Source organism: Burkholderia sp. BCC1977, from assembly GCF_905339595.1.
GTDB lineage: Bacteria > Pseudomonadota > Gammaproteobacteria > Burkholderiales > Burkholderiaceae > Burkholderia.
Genome location: NZ_CAJPGQ010000012.1, coordinates 1 through 16,426 on the forward strand (window position 1 = coordinate 1; position 16,426 = coordinate 16,426).

The following is a 16,426-nucleotide window of genomic DNA, read 5'->3' on the forward strand; positions in this document are numbered from 1 at the left end:
GGTACTCGGTGCTCGGGGCTCGGGGCTCGGGGCTCGGGGCTCGGGGCTCGGGGCTCGGGGCTCGGGGCCCGCAACGTCGACGCGGCTTGACGGCCGTGGCCGTGGCGTGGTCGCTGCGGAATCCTTGTCGTGGCCGGGCGCCGATCCCGATCCCGATCCCGATGCCGAAACCGGTGCGCCGATCGATCGATGATACTTGACCGGTCACGCGCCCGGCGTGCGCCGGTGACAGGGATGCCGTGCGCACCGCCCGGAAACCGGGGGGCGCGCTGAAACCCGACTTCGGCTACGCGCCCAGTCCGGCAGTAAAAGCGGTGAAAAGCGCGCGCCCCTCGTCCCACTCCGCGAGCCCGGAAGCCGCGTTCAAATGGCCGCGCGCGCCGAGCACCAGCGGTGTCGCGCCGCGTTGCGCCGCCCAGGCGACTGCTCGCCCGGACGGGTCGTACGGATCGTCCGAACTGGCGATCGCCACCACCGGCCGGTCGCCGAAATCCTCGTCCGGCACACGCGCGAACGCCTGCGCGGCGACCGGAAAACGCGGACCGTTCGGATCGGGCACCGCCACGAGAAACGTCCCGTGCACCGGGCGCGCCGCAGCGGCACGCCAATGCGCGAACAACAGGCACCCGAGGGAATGACAAACCAGAACCGGCGGCGTCCGGGCCTCCGCGACGGCCGCATCGAGCGCCGCGATCCAGTCGGTCAGGTCGGGCGTCTCCCACGACGCCGGCGCAATGCGCGTGGCGCGCGGAAGCGCCGTCTCCCAGTGAGTCTGCCAGTGATCCGCGTCCGAGTTGCCGATCCCCGGCACGATGACGATGCTTCGCTCCATTCCCGCCTCCATGAACATGAGAGCGCCCAGTCTGACCTGCGGGACTGCCGCGCGGAATGGCAAGTCATCGGATATTGAGACAGAATCCCGATGAATTAACGGAACAGGAAGGCGGAGATGCCCGACGGAGAACTGGATCGCCTGGATATTTCGATCATCGAAGCGCTGCAGGAGAATGCGCGCACGCCGTTGTCCGAAGTCGGCCGGCGCGTCGGGCTGTCACAGCCGGCGACGTCGGAGCGCGTCAAGCGCCTGGAGGAACGCGGCATCATCGCCGGCTACACCGCGCGGATCGACCCGGCCGCGCTCGGGTTGGGGATGACGGCCATCATCCGGCTGAAAACCACGCACGAGCACATCAAGCCCGCATTGAGCGCGTTTGCCGAGATGCCGCACGTCATCGAGGTTCACCGGATGACCGGCGAGGACTGTTTCCTGCTGAAGGTGCTCGTGCCGACACCCGGTCAGCTCGAAACCATCATCGACGCGATTGCCCGCTTCGGCGCGGTCACGACGTCGCTGGTGCTCCGGTCCGAGCCGGTCAAGCCGCTCGGCAAGGCGCTGCTGGGCTGAAGCCGGCGATGGTGCAGTATGGCGTCGGCATCGATCGCGAATGATGCAAATCGAAATGATCGGCGCAATTGGTTTAATGATTTAAAAAATCTAGCAATCGATTAATCGTTCACGGCCCCGAGATTCGATAAATAATCCGGCCATTCGTGATTCGACTGATTCGGCGCCATCCCGCGATGCGCTGCAATTCCGCTTGTTTAGCCCATTACGGCTAAAAACCTTGCAATGCATTGCATTCGCGAAATCATCAGACTAATATCGACGCCACTCGTCCGGTATTCAAAAAATAGCGGATGAGCGGCGGTCATTCCTTTACCGCGCTTTCATGTTGAATCGCTCATGTTCACCACAGGAGAATTGACATGCAGGAAACCCGGCAGATCGAATTGCTTGACTGGATGCAGGAAGAGACTCACCCCGAGGCCGTCGACATGATGGTCGAGGATGCCGTGGTGCCGTTCGGCACCGCGCTCTGGCCGGTCTGAGCGGCCAGCCCGTTCCCGCGGAAGGGCCGCGGCCCTTCCGCCGCTTCCGGAGACACGCATGCTGAACCTGCACCGCGCGCTGGGGTATCACCCGGCGCTGCGCGACAAGCTCGCACGCGGCGAGACGGGCAAGCTGCTGGTCGGCTACGACACCCGCAACCGCGACATCGCGCTGCGCGCGTTTTCCGCCCTGCCCGACTCGCTCGACGCGACGACCCTCTGCCTCGACACCACCCCGCCCGCCGACATCGCCGCCGCGCTCACGCACGCGGACCTGTTCGTGCTGCTGTACGACTCGTCATGCCTGCCGACGCCGTCGCCGAGCGGCCCGCCGTTCCTGGCCGCGATCCGTCCCGCGATCGTCGAGCACTGGAGCAAGTCGGTGCTGTTCAAGGACTACGGCCCGCATCTCGACGAGGCGTTCGCCGAATCGCTCGACGACATCGCCGCACGCAACGGCCGGCTGATCGAAGCGGCCGCGCGCGCATCGCAGATTCATTTCATCGACGAAGCCGGCAACACGCTGACCGGCTCGCTCGCGCCGGACCAGAAATGGACGAGCGTGGACGGGATGGGCAATCTCGACGTCGTGCCCGGCGAGATCGCGACGCACGTCACCGACCTGCACGGCTCGATCGTGTTCAGCGGCACGTTCCTCGGCACCGTGCCGTTCGCGATCAAGTATCGCGTGGCGGAGCGGCTCGCGACGCTGCATGTCGAAGACAGCCTGATCGTCGATTTCGACAGCGACGACGCGGGCTTCCGGCGCGACTTCGCGTCGTATCTCGACCGGCATGACAATCACCGGCGCATCGAGGAATTCGGCATCGGCACGAACCTGTGCATCCGCGGGTTGTACGGCCGCAATGCGGGGTTCGAGGAACGTCATCCGGGCCTGCATCTCGGCCTCGGCGGCGGCGCGAACGGCAGCCACCACCTCGACCTGATCTTCGCGCGCGGCACGCTCGCGTTCGACGAGCGGATCGTGTTCGACGGCGCGTTCGCCGTCTGACCGTGGCCTCAGGCGTCGGCGGCCGCCGTGTCGCCGAGCCACTTGTACATCACGAGGCAATCGACGAAACCGAGCCGCGCGTGACGATACGCGCGCGGCAAACGGCCGACGATCTCGAAGCCGAGCTTCTGCCACAGCGCGACCGCCACCTCGTTCGTCGCGACCACCGAGTTGTACTGCATCGCGAGGAAGCCGCGTTCGCGCGCCACCTGCTGCGAGTGCTCGCACATCAGACGCGCGACGCCCTTGCCGCGCGCGGCCTCGCTGACCATGTACCCGCAGTTGCACACGTGGTTGCCGGGCCCGGCCGCGTTCGCCTTCAGGTAGTACGAGCCGAGCAGCACGCCGTCCTCCTCGGCGACCCACGTGCAAAGCGGTGCGTCGAGCCACAGCGCGCGAGCGGCTTCACGCGTCGGCGCCGGATCGAATGCGTAGGTCTCCTGCGCGGCGACGATCGCGTGGTACGTGGGCCAGAAGCGGGGGAAATCGTCTTCGGTCATCGGGCGAAGCGTGATCATGCGGGTCCTCTCGTGAAGGGGTTGGAGAATGCGCGCGTGGCGCGGGATGGCCTCAATGCGGCTTCAATGCGGCTTCAATGCAGCGTCAATGCGGGCCGCCGTCGCGCGGCAGGCCGCTGCGATAGGTGCCCGGCGGCACACCGTACCAGCGCTTGAACGCCTGCGAGAAACTCGACAGGTCGCTGAAGCCGAGCCGCTCGGCCACGTCGGTCAGCGACAGGCGCGCATCGCCGAGCAGCGTCTCGGCCATCGCGCCGCGCGCCTGCGCGAGCAGCACCCGGAACGTCGTGCCTTCTTCCTGCAGCCGGCGCTTCAGCGTGCGCGGGCTCGTGTTCATCAGACGCGCCATGTCCTCGAGCGAGAACGGCACGTTGCCGGGCGTCGCCGTCAGATATTGCCGCACCATCTCCGACGTGCCGACCCGTGCGCGTCGCGCGTCGACCAGCTGGCCGCACATCTGCTCGCACATCGAGACCGTCAGCGGGTTCGCATGCGGCAGCGGCCGGTCGAGAAACGCGTGGTCGAACGCGAGGCTGTTCGCGCGCGCGCCGAACGCGGGTTCGACACCCGCGATGCGCGGTGCCGGTGCGAAAGCGGATGCACTCGCGCTCGGCGCCTGCATCGTGAAGCGCGACAACGCGAAATCGCCGCCGCCGATTTCCTGCAGCAGCACGGCGGCGGCCGCCATGTCGCGCTCGACGAGGAAACGGCTCAGGTTGGCTTCGAGCTCCGGCGCGCTGAAATTGAGCACGCCGATGTCCGGTTCCTCGCGGTAGGTGATGACGGTAAACGCATACGTGAGCGGCAGGAAGCGCATCGCGAGCGCCAGCGCATCGCGCGCGGTCGCGCTCGCGATCAGCCCGTAGCCCCACACGCCGTACGCGGAGAAGTGGTAGCGCTGCCCGACCTCGAGCCCGAGGCCCGGCGCGCGCCCGAGCGCGCGCAGCAGGTTGCCGCTCAGCCGCAGCTCCTGCGCGGCCGTCACCTCGACGTTCGGATCGTCGAGCTGCGCGTCCGCGAGGCCCGTGCCGGCCAGCAACTTCGTGCGCGGCACGCCGCGTTCGTCGCCGAAATCGACCAGCAGCCGCGCGCTGGCCGGACTCCGGGTGAAGTCCCAGAAGCTCATGCTGAGAAACCCTCGAAGCGCCGATTTGGCCCAAATACTAAAACAATTGTCCCGAAGCAGCATTGGTGTTTTCCCATGCGGCCCGCACCATCGGCGTCATCAGTCGTCGCCTGAACGACGCCAACGCCCCCGGAGGAGACACCATGCGACCGAGTCGCCCACCCGACCTTGCCACCCGCGTCGCACGGCCGCGCGACGCATTCGACCGCGTGCAGCGCGGACCACGGCCGCCCGCGCTGCACGGGCACCGCCACGGCGCCGCGCGCCACGGCGGCACCACCCCGTTCGCCCCGCCGTTCGCCCCGCCGTGCGGCCAGGCCTTCGAGCCGCCGCTGCGCGCGCCGGCGCGCATCGCCTGACCCATCGACCATCGGGAGACGATTTCATGAGCAAGACTTTCGACTACATCGTCGTCGGCGGCGGTTCGGGCGGCTGCGTCGTCGCGGGGCGCCTCAGCGAGGACCCGGCCGTCACCGTCTGCGTGCTCGAGGCCGGCGGCCGCGGCGACAACGCGATCGTCAACGTGCCGACCGGCGCGGTCGCGATGCTGCCGACCCGCGTGAACAACTGGGCGTTCGATACGGTGCCGCAGCCCGGGCTCGGCGGACGCATCGGCTATCAGCCGCGCGGCAAGGCGCTCGGCGGTTCGTCCGCGATCAACGCGATGGTCTACATCCGCGGCCATCGCGTCGACTACGACGGCTGGGCCGCGCTCGGCAACGAAGGCTGGTCCTACGACGACGTGCTGCCGTATTTCCGCCTGAGCGAGCACAACGAGCGCTTCGACGACCCGTTTCACGGCCGCGACGGCCCGCTGTGGGTCAGTGACCTGCGCACCGGCAACCCGTTCCACGCGCGCTACCTGGAAGCGGCGCGGCAGGCCGGCCTGCCGCTCACCGACGACTTCAACGGCGCGCAGCAGGAAGGTGTCGGCATCTATCAGGTCACGCAGAAGCACGGCGAGCGGTGGAGCGCGGCGCGGGCGTACCTGCTGCCGCACGTCGGCCGCCGCGACAACCTGACGGTCGAGACGCACGCGCAGGTGCTGCGTATCCTGTTCGACGGCGCGCGCGCGACGGGGGTCGAGGTGCGGCAGCACGGCGAGGTTCGCACGCTGCGCGCCCGGCGCGAAGTCGTGCTCGCGGCCGGCGCGCTGCAGACGCCGCAATTGCTGATGCTGTCGGGCGTCGGTCCGGCCCGCGAACTGCAGCGGCTCGGCATTCCGGTGCGCGCCGACCTGCCCGGCGTCGGCCGCAATCTGCAGGATCACCCGGACTTCATCCTCGGCTACCGCGCGCGCAGCGTCGACACGATGGGCGTGTCCGCGCGCGGCGGCCTGCGCATGCTGCGCGAGTTCGCGCGCTTTCGTCGCGAACGGCGCGGGATGCTGACGTCGAATTTCGCGGAAGGCGGCGGCTTCCTCAAGACGCGTGCCGACCTCGATGCGCCCGACATCCAGCTGCACTTCGTCGTCGCGCTCGTCGACGATCATGCGCGCCGGCTGCACGCCGGCCACGGGCTGTCGTGCCATGTGTGCCTGCTGCGGCCGCGCAGCCGCGGCTCGGTCACGCTGCACGGCGCCGATCCGCTCGCCGCGCCGCGCATCGACCCCGCGTTCTTCGACGATCCGCGCGACCTCGACGACATGGTCGCCGGCTTCCGGCTCACGCGCCGGCTGATGGAAGCGCCGGCGCTCGCCGCATGGATCACGCGCGACCTGTTCACGGCGAACGTGACGACCGACGACGAGATCCGCGACGTGCTGCGCCGGCGCGCCGACACCGTGTATCACCCGGTCGGCACCTGCCGGATGGGGCGCGACACGCTCGCGGTCGTCGATCCGCAATTGCGCGTGCACGGCCTGCAGGGGCTGCGCATCGTCGATGCGTCGATCATGCCGACGCTGATCGGCGGCAACACCAACGCGCCGACGATCATGATCGCCGAGAAGGCCGTCGACCTGATTCGCGGCGTGCGGCGTGTGCCGGCAGGCGCATCCGTCGACACCGAATGCGAACCGGCTGCTACGCCGGCGCATCGCGACACCGTTCCCGCGTCGTGCGCGCCGCACGATGCGATCCAGCTCGAGGAAACCCGCCATGTCGTCGCCTGAAGCCTCCCGTCCCGCCGAATCGGCCGCGCCGCTGTCGACGCTCATCATCGGCGCCGGCTTCGCCGGCATCGGCATGGCCGTCGCACTGCAACGCGCCGGCATTCACGACTTCGCGATCGTCGAGCGCTCGCACGACGTCGGTGGCGTGTGGCGCGACAACCGCTACCCGGGTGCCGCGTGCGACGTGCCGTCGCATCTGTACTCGTTCTCGTTCGAGCCCAACCCGAACTGGTCGCGCGTGTTCGCGCCGCAGCCCGAAATCCATGCGTACCTGCAGCATTGCGCACGCAAGTACGGCCTCGCACGCTACCTGCGTTTCGGTGCCGGCGTCGAGCGCGCGCAATATGACGAGGCCCGTGCGCTGTGGCACGTCACGCTCGCCGACGGCACGACGCTCAGCGCCGCCGTGCTCGTCAGCGGCACCGGTCAGTTGAGCCGCCCCGCGATGCCGGACCTGCCCGGCATCGACACGTTTCGCGGCCGCGCGTTCCACTCCGCGCACTGGGATCACGACCACCCGCTCGCGGGCCAGCGCGTGGCGGTGGTCGGCACCGGCGCGTCGGCGATCCAGTTCGTGCCCGCGATCGCCGGCGACGTCGAGCGCCTCGTCGTGTTCCAGCGCTCGCCGGCCTATGTGATGCCGCGTCCGGACCGCGCGTATCGCCCGTGGGAGCGGGCGCTGTTCCGCCGGCTGCCGTGGGCGATGAAGCTGCATCGCGCGTCGATCTACGTGCGCTACGAATCGCGGGCGATCGCATTCACGCGGCTGCACGGGCTGATGGATGTCGCGGTCGGCCGGCCGTTCCGCAAGCTGCTCGCGCGCGACGTGCGCGACCCCGCGCTGCGCGCACGGCTCACGCCCGACTATCCGATCGGCTGCAAGCGGATCCTGCTGTCGAGCGACTACCTCGCCGCGATCGACCGCGACAACGTCGAGCTCGTCACGCAGCGTATCCGGCGCGTGACGGAAACCGGCATCGAGACCGACGACGGCGTGCATCATCCGGTCGACACGATCGTCTACGGCACCGGTTTCGCGGCGACCGCGTTCCTGTCGCCGATGCGCATCACCGGCCGCGACGGGCTCGACCTGAACGACGCCTGGCGGCGCGGCGCGCAGGCGTATCTCGGGCTCACCGTGCCGGGCTTCCCGAATTTCTTCATGCTGTACGGCCCGAACACCAACCTCGGCCACAACTCGATCGTCTACATGCTCGAAAGCCAGATCGCGCACGTGATGCGCTGCGTGCGTGCGATGCGGCGCGACGGCGCGCGCGCGATCGACGTCGATCCGCGCCGCTACCGGCGCTACAACACGCATGTGCAGCAGCGGCTCGAAGGCTCGGTGTGGAGCGGCTGCAAGAGCTGGTACGTCGATGCATCGGGCCACAACAGCACGAACTGGCCCGGCTTCACGCTCACCTATCGATGGATCACGCGCTTCGCGGGGCTGTCCGCGTACCGCTTCACGCAGCCGCTGCCCGGCACGGCGACGCCAATTCCGGCACCGGCACCGGCACCGGCACCGGCACCGGCACCGGCACCGGCATCGGCATCGGCATCGGCACCGACACCGACACCGACGACAACTCCGACGACGCCGCACGGTGCCGTCGTCGCGCCGCCTGCCGGCCGCGTGGAAGCACTCGCCGCGGCATCGCTGCGCGGCTTTCTGCGCGTCGCGTTCCGGCCGCTGATCGGGCCGCCGTTCGGCGCGCGCATGCAGCGCCGCGTCGTCGCGCTGTTGTCGCCGTTGATGCCGGGCGCGGGCGGCACGCTGCGCTACCGGACGTCCGCCGCCGGCGTGCCGATCGAAGTGATCGCGCCGAAGCGCGGCGAGGCGGGCGGCGCGATCCTCTACCTTCACGGCGGCGCGTTCTGTCTCGGCGGCCCGCATACGCATCGCGGCGTGACGACGCGGCTCGCAACCGAAGCCGGCTTGCCGGTGTGGGTGCCCGACTACCGGCTCGCGCCCGAGCATCCGAGCCCGGCGGCGCTCGACGACGCGCTGGCCGCATACGATGCGCTGCGCGCGCAGGGCTACGCGCCGCACCGGATCGCAATTGCCGGCGATTCGGCCGGCGGCGCGCTCGCGCTGGCGCTCGCCATGGCGCTGCGCGAGCGCGGCGAGCCGGCCGCGGCCGCGCTGTTGCTGATCTCGCCCGTGACCGACCCCGCGCTGGGCGGCGACACGCTGGCATCGCGCCGCCACGACGATCCGATGATCCGTCGCGGCTGGCTCGAACAGGGGTTGCGCTGGTATCACGGTGCCGGCTCGCATGCGGCGCGCGGCCCGCTCGACACTGACCTGCGCGGCCTGCCGCCGATGCTGGTGCAGGCCGGCGACCAGGAAGTGCTGCTGTCGGATGCGCAGCGACTCGCCGAGCATGCGCTCGCCTGCGGCGTGCCGTGCCGGCTGGAGATTCATGCCGCGCGCTGGCACGTGTTTCATCTGCAGGCGTTTTATCTGCGCTCGGCGCGCGACGCGTTGCGGACGCTGGCGGGGTTTGCCGCTCAGCGGGTGACGACGACGTAGCAACGTAGCAACGTAGCAACGTAGCAACGTAGCGATGATGCAGCGATGCATGGCGATCGAGGCAGCGAAGCGCGGCTGCCTCGATCGACCGGTTTGCAACAATGCGACACCCTTTTGCCAAAACCGGCCGTTTATTTTTTTTCCGCCACACGCGGCCGGCATGATCTCCGCCAGCCCCGGCATCATGCCGCGGCGACGACCACCCCACCCTGGCGGAGACACGAATGAAAAGAAGCCACCCCCTCAAGACGCTTGCCCTGCTCTGTTGCCTGGGTGTCCAGTGCGCGACGTCGGCATTCGCGGACGAACCGAAGAAGGTCGCGTTCGTCGATACGGGCAATACCGGACGCAGCGTGATGGCCGAAGCGATCGCCGGACAATTGATCGCGCAACGGCACGCGCACATCGCGGTGATCTCGCGCGCCGTCGACGAGGATCCTTACGACGAAAAGCCCGAGGAAAACGGCGTGATCCTGATGAAGCGGCGCGGGATCGACACGTCCGCGCATCGTTCGGTGCAACTGAACGCGAACGACGTGAAGCACTCCGACGTGATCCTGACGATGACCGACAAGCACAAGGAGAAGGTGCTCGCGCTCTATCCGTCGGCCGCGGGCAAGGTCTTCACGCTCGCCGAGTACGCGACCGGCGCGCACCAGGACGTGCCCGACGCGTGGGGCAAGCCGATCGACTTCTACGAATCGGTGACCGCGCAGCTCGACGCCTTCATCCCGGCCGCGCTCGACAAGGTCGCGACGGCCGCGCCCGCGAAGCAGTAACGCAGGCCGGACCTGCCGGGTCGCCCGTCGCATCGTGCGGCGGCACCGGCGGGTCGATTGTTCGAGCAGTTCATCCCCCTGCACGGCGCGTGTCCCGCGCGCGCCGACGAGATCGGCCGTTCGGCCGAATCGTCATCGCACACCCCGAATGAAAGAATGATCGTCGTTCGGGAAGCCGGTCTCATCACCCGAAACCCCGAGCCACGAAGGCACTGCAGGCATTCCCGCGCAGCGCCTTTGCGCCGTGCTTCGTCTCGCTTCGGCAGTTGGCCCGCGTGCGTTTCACTTGATCCATCTCGTCGGACCGACCACGCCATCACGTCGATATCCATTTCCTTCATGTAGCTTATAAGTTACAATGCTCTCCAAGTTCGAACTCCTTCGCTATCAGCGCGCCGACGGTCGCGAGCCTTTCACCGAATGGTTGAACGCCGTGCGCGACAAGGTCGCCCAAGCGCGGATTCGCGAGCGGCTGCGCCGCGTGCAGACCGGAAATTTCGGCGACTGCGAGCCCGTCGGCGAAGGGGTGATCGAACTGCGCATCCACGTCGGTGCCGGCTATCGCGTGTACTTCGGCCGGTACGGCAGCGCGCTGGTGTTGCTGTTGTCCGGCGGCGACAAGCACAGCCAGCCCGACGACATCACGCGCGCGAAGGAACACTGGTTGAACTGGAAACGGAGGCAAGCATGAACAAGCTCAAAGGCGCGGTATCGCACCACGACGCGGAAGTCGCCGAACTCGGTGCCGACCGCGAACTCGCGGTGGCCTATCTGCGCGTCGCGATGGAATCGCTCGACGATCCCGACAACCGCGCGGCCGCGCTGCTCGCGCTGCGCACGGTCGCGGAAGCGTACGGCGGGCTCGGCACGGTCGCGGCCGAAGCCGGCATCAGCCGCGAATCGCTGTATCGCACGCTGTCCCCCAACGGCAACCCGACGCTGAAAACCCTGCTCGCGGTGCTCAAGACGGTCGGCCTGCGCCTGTCCGTCGTCCCCGCGCAACCGGTGCACGCCTGACGCGCCGCCCGCGTTTCAGGGCTGCACCATCCACACGAGCAGCATCGCGGCCGGCGCCGCGCTCATCCCCGCCGGCGGCTGCTCGATCGTCGGCTCGACCTGCAGCGCCTGCGCGATCGTCGCCGCATCGTCGACCGTCGCCGTGCGCACGATCGTCATCAGCCGCGCGGGCCGTTGCAGCGTCTCGCGATACAGCGCGCCGTACCACAGCGGCCGCGTGCCGAGCGCATCCTGCAGCACGTACGGATAACGCCACAGCCGCAGCACGAGGCGGCTGTCCGGACGGGCCGGATCGACGCGCACGAACACGCGGCGCGAACTCTCGCCGTGCGTATAGCGCGGCAGCACCGGCAGCGCATCGGCCGGCGCCTGCGGCAGCAGCCACCGCAGCGCGGTGGCGGGCGACCACGGCGTCGCGCGCTGCCAGCCGGCCAGCGAGAGATGGCGGTCGAGCGTATCCGACGTCGCGCACCATTGCAGCGGCAGATATTCCTCGCGGTCGCCGCCGATCTCGGTGCGCCGCGTCGGCACGCGCTGCCACCCGCCGCGCATCCACTGATCGACGGTCATCGCGACGACGTCGCCCACGTGCGGACGCGCCGCGCGATCGAGCTGCCATTGCGCGGGCACGGTCCAGACGCCGGTCGTCGCGAGCACGACGAGCACCGCGACGAGCGCGCCCCGCGGCTGCACGTGCTCGCGCACCTGCCAGTACGCATAGGCGCCCGCCAGCACCGCGAACCACGCAAGCCCGAGGCTCCAGCCGCCAAGCAAGCCCGACAGCCACGTTTCGCCGACGTACAACCGCGCGAGGCCGCCGAGCACGATCCACAGCACGACCGCCGTCACGACCGGGATGCGCCACAGCGCGGGCCGGTCGCGCGTGATCACCCAGCCGATGCCGCTGCTCGCGAGCATCGCGAACGCCGCGTCGGCGTCGGGCAGCGGCACGTGCAGCGCGCCGGGCGGCAGGCTCGCGGGCGTCATGCCGGGCGGGCCGGCGCCGAACGCCGGCACCAGCACGACCGCGACGCCGACCGTCGCGAGCCACCATGCGGACGTCACCCAGCAGCGATGGATCATCAGCCAGACGAGGAACGCGGCCGCGACGATCAGCCCCGTATCGTGTCCGTGCAGCACCGCGAGCGCGCGCATCGCGGCATCCACGGGCGGCGTGCGCAGGTTCTGCAGGAACACATACAGCGCGATGTCGGCGTGCATCAGCGGATCGTTCGCGACGACGTCCTGCACGATGCCGGCAAACAGCCACACGCAGCCGACGAACAGCAGCGCGAACACCGGCACCGCGCCCGGCAGGCGGCGCACCCGCTCGATCGCGTCGTGCAGCCAGCCGCCGACGCGCGGCCAGCGGCGCGCGCATGCATGCACGGCCGCGCCGGCCGCGCGGCACAGCAACGGCCAGCCGCGACGCAGCGCGACGCGTACGCCGATCCACACGAGCGCGACCAGCGCCGCGATCATCAGCAGGATCGCGGCAACCCGCACGCTGATCGCGGCGGCCAGCACCGCCGACGCGCCGAACAGGATGCCCGGCGCGACGTGCACGGGCGCCCAGATCAGCGCCGACACGACGTTGACCGGATAGAACGACCGGCGCGGCAACGTCGCGCAGCCGACCACGACCGGCACGACTGCGCGCACCGGCGCCAGGAAGCGCGCGAGCACGATGCTCTTCATCCCGTGGCGCAGCACGAACTGCTCGCCGCGCGCATAGGCATCCGCATAACCCAGCCGGACCCACCCGTTTCGAATCGTGCCGCGGTAGTGGCGTCCGAGCTCGTAGCTGATCCCGTCGCCGACGATCGCGCCGGCGGCCGCGACGCCGATCGTCGTCCAGCCGTCCAGCGCGCCCGCGCCGATCAGCGTGCCGGCCGCGAACATCACGGCGCCGGCCGGCACGACCGTGCCGATCAGCGCGATCGCCTCGGCACAGGCGGTGGCGAACACGACCGCCAGCACGAGCACCGGGTGCGCGCCGATCGCACCGAGCCATGCGTGGATCGTGTCGCTCATCGCGGGCCGCGCGGCGTGGCGGCGCGGCGTGCCTGCACCGGGCCGGCGAGCGTGTGGGGAAGGTTCATCGGAGCGTGCGCGCAGTCGCGCCGGCTGGCGGCGTCAGTCGAACTCGTGCTGCCGCGCGTCGGCCTCGAGCGGCGCGTCGTGGTAGCCGACGGTCGCGACCTCGTGCAGATAGCGCGCGAGAAACGCGCCGATCGACCCGGCTTCCTCGTACTGATGCACATGGCGAAATTCGTGCGTGAGCAGGCGTCGCGTGTCGTGGCCGCGCAGCACGAACACCGCATGGCCGAGCGTGAGGCCGATCGTCCCCGGCGACAGCAGGCCGGTGTCGCGCGCGATCGCGCCCAGCGCCGGCGTGTCGGGGAACGGCAGCCGGTCGGCGACCACGACGCGGATCCGCTCCGGCTGCGCGACGCCCACGATACGCGCGTCGTCGGCCTGCCCGGGCGTCAGCGGCACGCCCTGCGCGAGCCCGTGGGCCGCCTGCGCGTCGGCCCACGCGACGGCGTCGGGCAACGCGGACGGCAGGATGTCGGCGAGATCGATCATCGTGGCGGCTCCTCGGGTCGGGACAGTGCAATCGGGCACCAGTTTATCTCTGAATCAGGGTGGTCCGCGAGGCACGCCGGCCGCCCGACGGCGACGATTCCTCGGGAATACCCACCCCGCCTTGCCCTATCGCCTGTACCATTTCGCGTCGATTATTTCGTTGCAAGACACATTCGACACCCTGGTGTCTCAAAAATTTCCCGAAGGTGCACCATTTTCGGCTTCGGCGGAATATATTGATCAGAAGAACGGCCGCGGCGACAACCGGCAGCACAGCCCGCGGCGTCATCCCGAAGAGGACCGCTAGATGATCAGGGTAATTCTGGCTGACGATCACGCAGTCATGCGGGACGGACTGCGTCACATCCTGGAACGGGCCGGCGGTTTCGAAATCGTCGGCGAGGCGAGCGACGGCACGGCGACGCTCGAGCTGGCCGAGCGTTGCACCGCCGACGTGCTGCTGCTCGACCTGTCGATGCCCGCGCCGACCGGTATCGAGCTGATCCGGCTGGTCAGGACGCATGCGCCGTCGCTGCGCATGCTGGTGCTGACGATGCATGCGGAGACGCAGTACGCGGCGCGCACGTTCAAGGCCGGCGCAACCGGCTACCTGACGAAGGACAGCGCGACCGCCGAGCTCGTCCAGGCCGTCACCAAGGTCGCGGCGGGCGGCGTGTACGTGAGCCCGTCGGCGGCCGAAAGCCTCGCGCGCACGCTGCGCGCGCCGGCCGACATGCTGCCGCACGAGCGCTTGTCCGCGCGCGAACTCGACGTGATGCGCCGCATCATCGCGGGCCAGACGGTCACGCGGATCGCGGCGGAACTCACGCTGAGCGCGAAGACGGTCAGCACCTACAAGACGCGCATCCTCGAGAAGATGGAACTGCCGCACGAAGCCGCGCTGGTGCGCTACGCGATGCGCCACGATCTCGACCTCGGCGTGGACGACGCATGATGTCCGCGTTCCGCTTCCGCTCCGCTGCCACCGACGACGGCGACGCGCCGGATCCGTCGCGTCTGTTCATGTCGTCGCTGTCGCCCGACCGGCGCGAGCGGCGGCTCGCGATCGCGACGGTGATCGTGTCGGCCGTGATCTTCGTCGCCCTGGCGCCGTTCGCGGGCATCCCGCTTGCCCGCGTGTGGGGCTTCATTCCCGTGTACCAGTCGGCGATCGTCGTCAACGACATGGTGACGGCCGGCCTGCTGCTCGGCCAGTACGCGATCCTGCGCGAGAAATCGCTGCTCGCGCTCGCGGGCGGCTACCTGTTCACGGGCTTCATGGCCGGCACGCACATGCTGACCTTTCCGGGGCTGTTCTCGCCGACGGGCCTGCTCGGCGCGGGCGAACAGACTACCGCGTGGCTTTATCTGTTCTGGCACGGCGGCTTTCCGCTGGCGGTCGCCGCGTACGTGCTGCTGCGCGCGGCGGCGCGCGCGCGGCCGCCGTCGCTCGAGCAACGCCGCGCGGCGATCCCGATCCTGCTCTGCATCGTGTCGGCCGCGGGCGCGACCGTCGCGCTCGCCCTGCTCGCGACCGCCGGCCACGACCTGCTGCCGCGCATCATGCAGGGCAACCGGATGGCGTCGACGATGGCGATCGCGATCGCGATCGTCTGGGCGCTGAACCTGGCCGCGCTCGTGCTGATGTGGCAGCAGCGGCGCCGTCATTCCGTGCTCGACCTGTGGGTGATGATCGTGCTCGTCGCGTGGCTGTTCGACATCGCGCTGTCGGCGATGCTGAATCACGGGCGCTTCGACCTCGGCTTCTACGCCGGACGGACCTACGGCCTCGTCGCGTCGGGCGTCGTGCTGTTCGCGCTGCTGTTCGAGAACGGCCGGCTGCATGCGCAGACGGTGCGCGCGCTCGCCGGCGCGCGCTATCAGCACCTGCTCGTCGTGCAGAAGAGCGCGCAGCTCAACGAGGCGAACGAACGGCTCGAGCAGCGCGTCGCGGCCCGCACCGCCCAGTTGAGCGCGTCGAACCGCGACCTGCGGCGCGAAGTCGAGGAGCGCGTGCGCGCGGAGCGGGCGCTGCAGGCGTCGCGCGAGGATCTGCGCGAGATCGCGGCGATCAGCGCGACCGCACGCGAGGCCGAACAGCGCCGCATCGCACGCGAACTGCACGACGAACTCGCACAGACGCTCGCGACGCTGAAGAACGATCTCGAATGGCTGCTCGACCACGTGCCGCAGGACGACGCGCCGCTGGCGCGCAAGATCGCGGCGATGCATGCGCTCGCGCGCGGCGCGGTGACGGCCACGCGGCGCATCGCGTCCGACCTGCGTCCGCTGATGCTCGACGACCTCGGGTTCGCGGCCGCGATGCAATGGCTCGTGGAGGATTTCCAGCACCGTCACGGCATGGCGTGCGCGCTGCGCGTCGAGCCGGGCGAGTTGCTGCTCGACGAACCGTATGCGACGGCCGTGTTCCGCATCGCACAGGAAGCGCTCGCGAACGTCGCACGGCACGCGGCCGCGTCGAGCGCGACCGTGGCGCTCGTTTACCGGGACGAGACGATCGCGCTGACGATACGCGACGACGGTGCGGGCTTCGATCCCGGTGCGCCGCGCAAGTCGGGATCGTTCGGGCTGGTCGGCCTGCGCGAGCGCGCGTATCTCGTCGGCGGCACGCTGCGGATCGACACGACGCTCGGCGAAGGGACGACGGTGGAGGTGGATATTCCGGTGTCGGCTGCGCATGTGGCGATCGCGCACGACGCACGGGGGACGTCGCGGACCGAGAGTCAAGGCTGAAGCAGCCGCCGCGGAACACCGCCGCGTGAGTCAGTGGTAGTCGTCTTCCCGCTGATGCCGAACGGCGAGGATCGTGACTGGTTCGACCGTGC

General features: G+C 69.5%; 16 protein-coding genes. 11 read left to right on the plus strand and 5 right to left on the minus strand.

The genetic code is table 11. The annotated features are described in order from the left end of the window. Positions 1–286 precede the first annotated feature (286 nt). Positions 287–832, minus strand: coding sequence for an RBBP9/YdeN family alpha/beta hydrolase (locus tag U5771_RS12540; protein ID WP_322024268.1), 546 nt, complete (start codon positions 830–832; stop codon positions 287–289). A 117-nt stretch (positions 833–949) separates the two neighbouring features. Between U5771_RS12540 and U5771_RS12545 the strand changes: the two genes are divergently transcribed. The 3 genes from U5771_RS12545 (at position 950) to U5771_RS12555 (ending at position 2,902) form a co-directional block, all read left to right on the plus strand. Next, a complete protein-coding gene (locus U5771_RS12545) occupies positions 950–1,405 on the plus strand; it encodes an Lrp/AsnC family transcriptional regulator (protein WP_322024269.1) in 456 nt (151 codons plus the stop codon). 362 nt (positions 1,406–1,767) lie between these two features. Beyond that, positions 1,768–1,890 (plus strand): hypothetical protein, encoded by a 123-nt coding sequence (locus U5771_RS12550; protein WP_322024270.1) that lies wholly within the window; start codon positions 1,768–1,770, stop codon positions 1,888–1,890. Positions 1,891–1,948: 58 nt separating this feature from the next. Next, positions 1,949–2,902: a leucyl aminopeptidase gene (locus U5771_RS12555; RefSeq protein ID WP_322024271.1), complete on the plus strand. Its 954-nt coding sequence runs from the start codon at positions 1,949–1,951 to the stop codon at positions 2,900–2,902. Positions 2,903–2,910: 8 nt separating this feature from the next. Here the strand turns inward: U5771_RS12555 and U5771_RS12560 are convergent, their stop codons facing one another. Beyond that, positions 2,911–3,420 carry an N-acetyltransferase gene (locus U5771_RS12560; protein ID WP_322024272.1) on the minus strand — a complete coding sequence of 170 codons (510 nt, stop codon included), beginning with the start codon at positions 3,418–3,420 and terminating at the stop codon, positions 2,911–2,913. Positions 3,421–3,505: 85 nt separating this feature from the next. Continuing rightward, positions 3,506–4,546 carry an AraC family transcriptional regulator gene (locus tag U5771_RS12565; protein ID WP_322024273.1) on the minus strand — a complete coding sequence of 347 codons (1,041 nt, stop codon included), beginning with the start codon at positions 4,544–4,546 and terminating at the stop codon, positions 3,506–3,508. Positions 4,547–4,608: 62 nt separating this feature from the next. Between U5771_RS12565 and U5771_RS12570 the strand changes: the two genes are divergently transcribed. The 6 genes from U5771_RS12570 to U5771_RS12595 all read left to right on the plus strand — a co-directional run bounded on the left by U5771_RS12570 (position 4,609) and on the right by U5771_RS12595 (position 10,991). Continuing rightward, positions 4,609–4,905: a hypothetical protein gene (locus tag U5771_RS12570; RefSeq protein ID WP_322024274.1), complete on the plus strand. Its 297-nt coding sequence runs from the start codon at positions 4,609–4,611 to the stop codon at positions 4,903–4,905. 26 nt (positions 4,906–4,931) lie between these two features. After that, positions 4,932–6,659, plus strand: a complete 1,728-nt coding sequence (locus U5771_RS12575) for a choline dehydrogenase (RefSeq protein ID WP_322024275.1) — start codon at positions 4,932–4,934, stop codon at positions 6,657–6,659. Then, complete coding sequence (locus U5771_RS12580; protein ID WP_322024276.1) at positions 6,646–9,195, plus strand: alpha/beta hydrolase fold domain-containing protein; 2,550 nt, start codon at positions 6,646–6,648, stop codon at positions 9,193–9,195. Before U5771_RS12575 ends, U5771_RS12580 begins: the two co-directional genes overlap by 14 nt. Positions 9,196–9,419: 224 nt before the next feature. Further along, entirely contained in the window at positions 9,420–9,974 is a 555-nt protein-coding gene (locus tag U5771_RS12585; RefSeq protein ID WP_322024277.1) for a protein tyrosine phosphatase, read from the plus strand. Between the two features lie 358 nt (positions 9,975–10,332). Then, complete coding sequence (locus tag U5771_RS12590; RefSeq protein ID WP_322024278.1) at positions 10,333–10,665, plus strand: type II toxin-antitoxin system RelE/ParE family toxin; 333 nt, start codon at positions 10,333–10,335, stop codon at positions 10,663–10,665. Next, positions 10,662–10,991 carry an addiction module antidote protein gene (locus U5771_RS12595; RefSeq protein ID WP_322024279.1) on the plus strand — a complete coding sequence of 110 codons (330 nt, stop codon included), beginning with the start codon at positions 10,662–10,664 and terminating at the stop codon, positions 10,989–10,991. Before U5771_RS12590 ends, U5771_RS12595 begins: the two co-directional genes overlap by 4 nt. A gap of 15 nt (positions 10,992–11,006) precedes the next feature. On the opposite strand, the gene U5771_RS12600 is transcribed toward U5771_RS12595, so the two are convergent. Further along, positions 11,007–13,025: an LssY C-terminal domain-containing protein gene (locus U5771_RS12600; protein WP_322024280.1), complete on the minus strand. Its 2,019-nt coding sequence runs from the start codon at positions 13,023–13,025 to the stop codon at positions 11,007–11,009. Positions 13,026–13,127: 102 nt separating this feature from the next. Continuing rightward, positions 13,128–13,580 (minus strand): hypothetical protein, encoded by a 453-nt coding sequence (locus U5771_RS12605; RefSeq protein WP_322024281.1) that lies wholly within the window; start codon positions 13,578–13,580, stop codon positions 13,128–13,130. 307 nt (positions 13,581–13,887) lie between these two features. Between U5771_RS12605 and U5771_RS12610 the strand changes: the two genes are divergently transcribed. Beyond that, the gene (locus tag U5771_RS12610) at positions 13,888–14,535 is read left to right on the plus strand and encodes a response regulator transcription factor (protein ID WP_322024282.1); all 648 of its coding nucleotides are present in this window, start codon (positions 13,888–13,890) and stop codon (positions 14,533–14,535) included. Next, positions 14,532–16,334, plus strand: coding sequence for a sensor histidine kinase (locus tag U5771_RS12615; protein WP_322024283.1), 1,803 nt, complete (start codon positions 14,532–14,534; stop codon positions 16,332–16,334). The genes U5771_RS12610 and U5771_RS12615 overlap by 4 nt, the downstream gene beginning before the upstream one ends. The last annotated feature ends 92 nt before the right edge of the window (positions 16,335–16,426 follow it).

What these genes read in the sequence shown, in the direction of transcription:
- U5771_RS12540 (WP_322024268.1), bottom strand. Translation starts at nt 832, where the DNA reads ATGGAGCGAAGCATCGTCATCGTGCCGGGGATCGGCAACTCGGACGCG.
- U5771_RS12615 (WP_322024283.1), top strand. Translation starts at nt 14,532, where the DNA reads ATGATGTCCGCGTTCCGCTTCCGCTCCGCTGCCACCGACGACGGCGAC.
- U5771_RS12605 (WP_322024281.1), bottom strand. Translation starts at nt 13,580, where the DNA reads ATGATCGATCTCGCCGACATCCTGCCGTCCGCGTTGCCCGACGCCGTC.
- U5771_RS12610 (WP_322024282.1), top strand. Translation starts at nt 13,888, where the DNA reads ATGATCAGGGTAATTCTGGCTGACGATCACGCAGTCATGCGGGACGGA.
- U5771_RS12565 (WP_322024273.1), bottom strand. Translation starts at nt 4,546, where the DNA reads ATGAGCTTCTGGGACTTCACCCGGAGTCCGGCCAGCGCGCGGCTGCTG.
- U5771_RS12575 (WP_322024275.1), top strand. Translation starts at nt 4,932, where the DNA reads ATGAGCAAGACTTTCGACTACATCGTCGTCGGCGGCGGTTCGGGCGGC.
- U5771_RS12560 (WP_322024272.1), bottom strand. Translation starts at nt 3,420, where the DNA reads ATGATCACGCTTCGCCCGATGACCGAAGACGATTTCCCCCGCTTCTGG.
- U5771_RS12580 (WP_322024276.1), top strand. Translation starts at nt 6,646, where the DNA reads ATGTCGTCGCCTGAAGCCTCCCGTCCCGCCGAATCGGCCGCGCCGCTG.
- U5771_RS12545 (WP_322024269.1), top strand. Translation starts at nt 950, where the DNA reads ATGCCCGACGGAGAACTGGATCGCCTGGATATTTCGATCATCGAAGCG.
- U5771_RS12600 (WP_322024280.1), bottom strand. Translation starts at nt 13,025, where the DNA reads ATGAGCGACACGATCCACGCATGGCTCGGTGCGATCGGCGCGCACCCG.
- U5771_RS12585 (WP_322024277.1), top strand. Translation starts at nt 9,420, where the DNA reads ATGAAAAGAAGCCACCCCCTCAAGACGCTTGCCCTGCTCTGTTGCCTG.
- U5771_RS12595 (WP_322024279.1), top strand. Translation starts at nt 10,662, where the DNA reads ATGAACAAGCTCAAAGGCGCGGTATCGCACCACGACGCGGAAGTCGCC.
- U5771_RS12590 (WP_322024278.1), top strand. Translation starts at nt 10,333, where the DNA reads ATGCTCTCCAAGTTCGAACTCCTTCGCTATCAGCGCGCCGACGGTCGC.
- U5771_RS12555 (WP_322024271.1), top strand. Translation starts at nt 1,949, where the DNA reads ATGCTGAACCTGCACCGCGCGCTGGGGTATCACCCGGCGCTGCGCGAC.
- U5771_RS12550 (WP_322024270.1), top strand. Translation starts at nt 1,768, where the DNA reads ATGCAGGAAACCCGGCAGATCGAATTGCTTGACTGGATGCAGGAAGAG.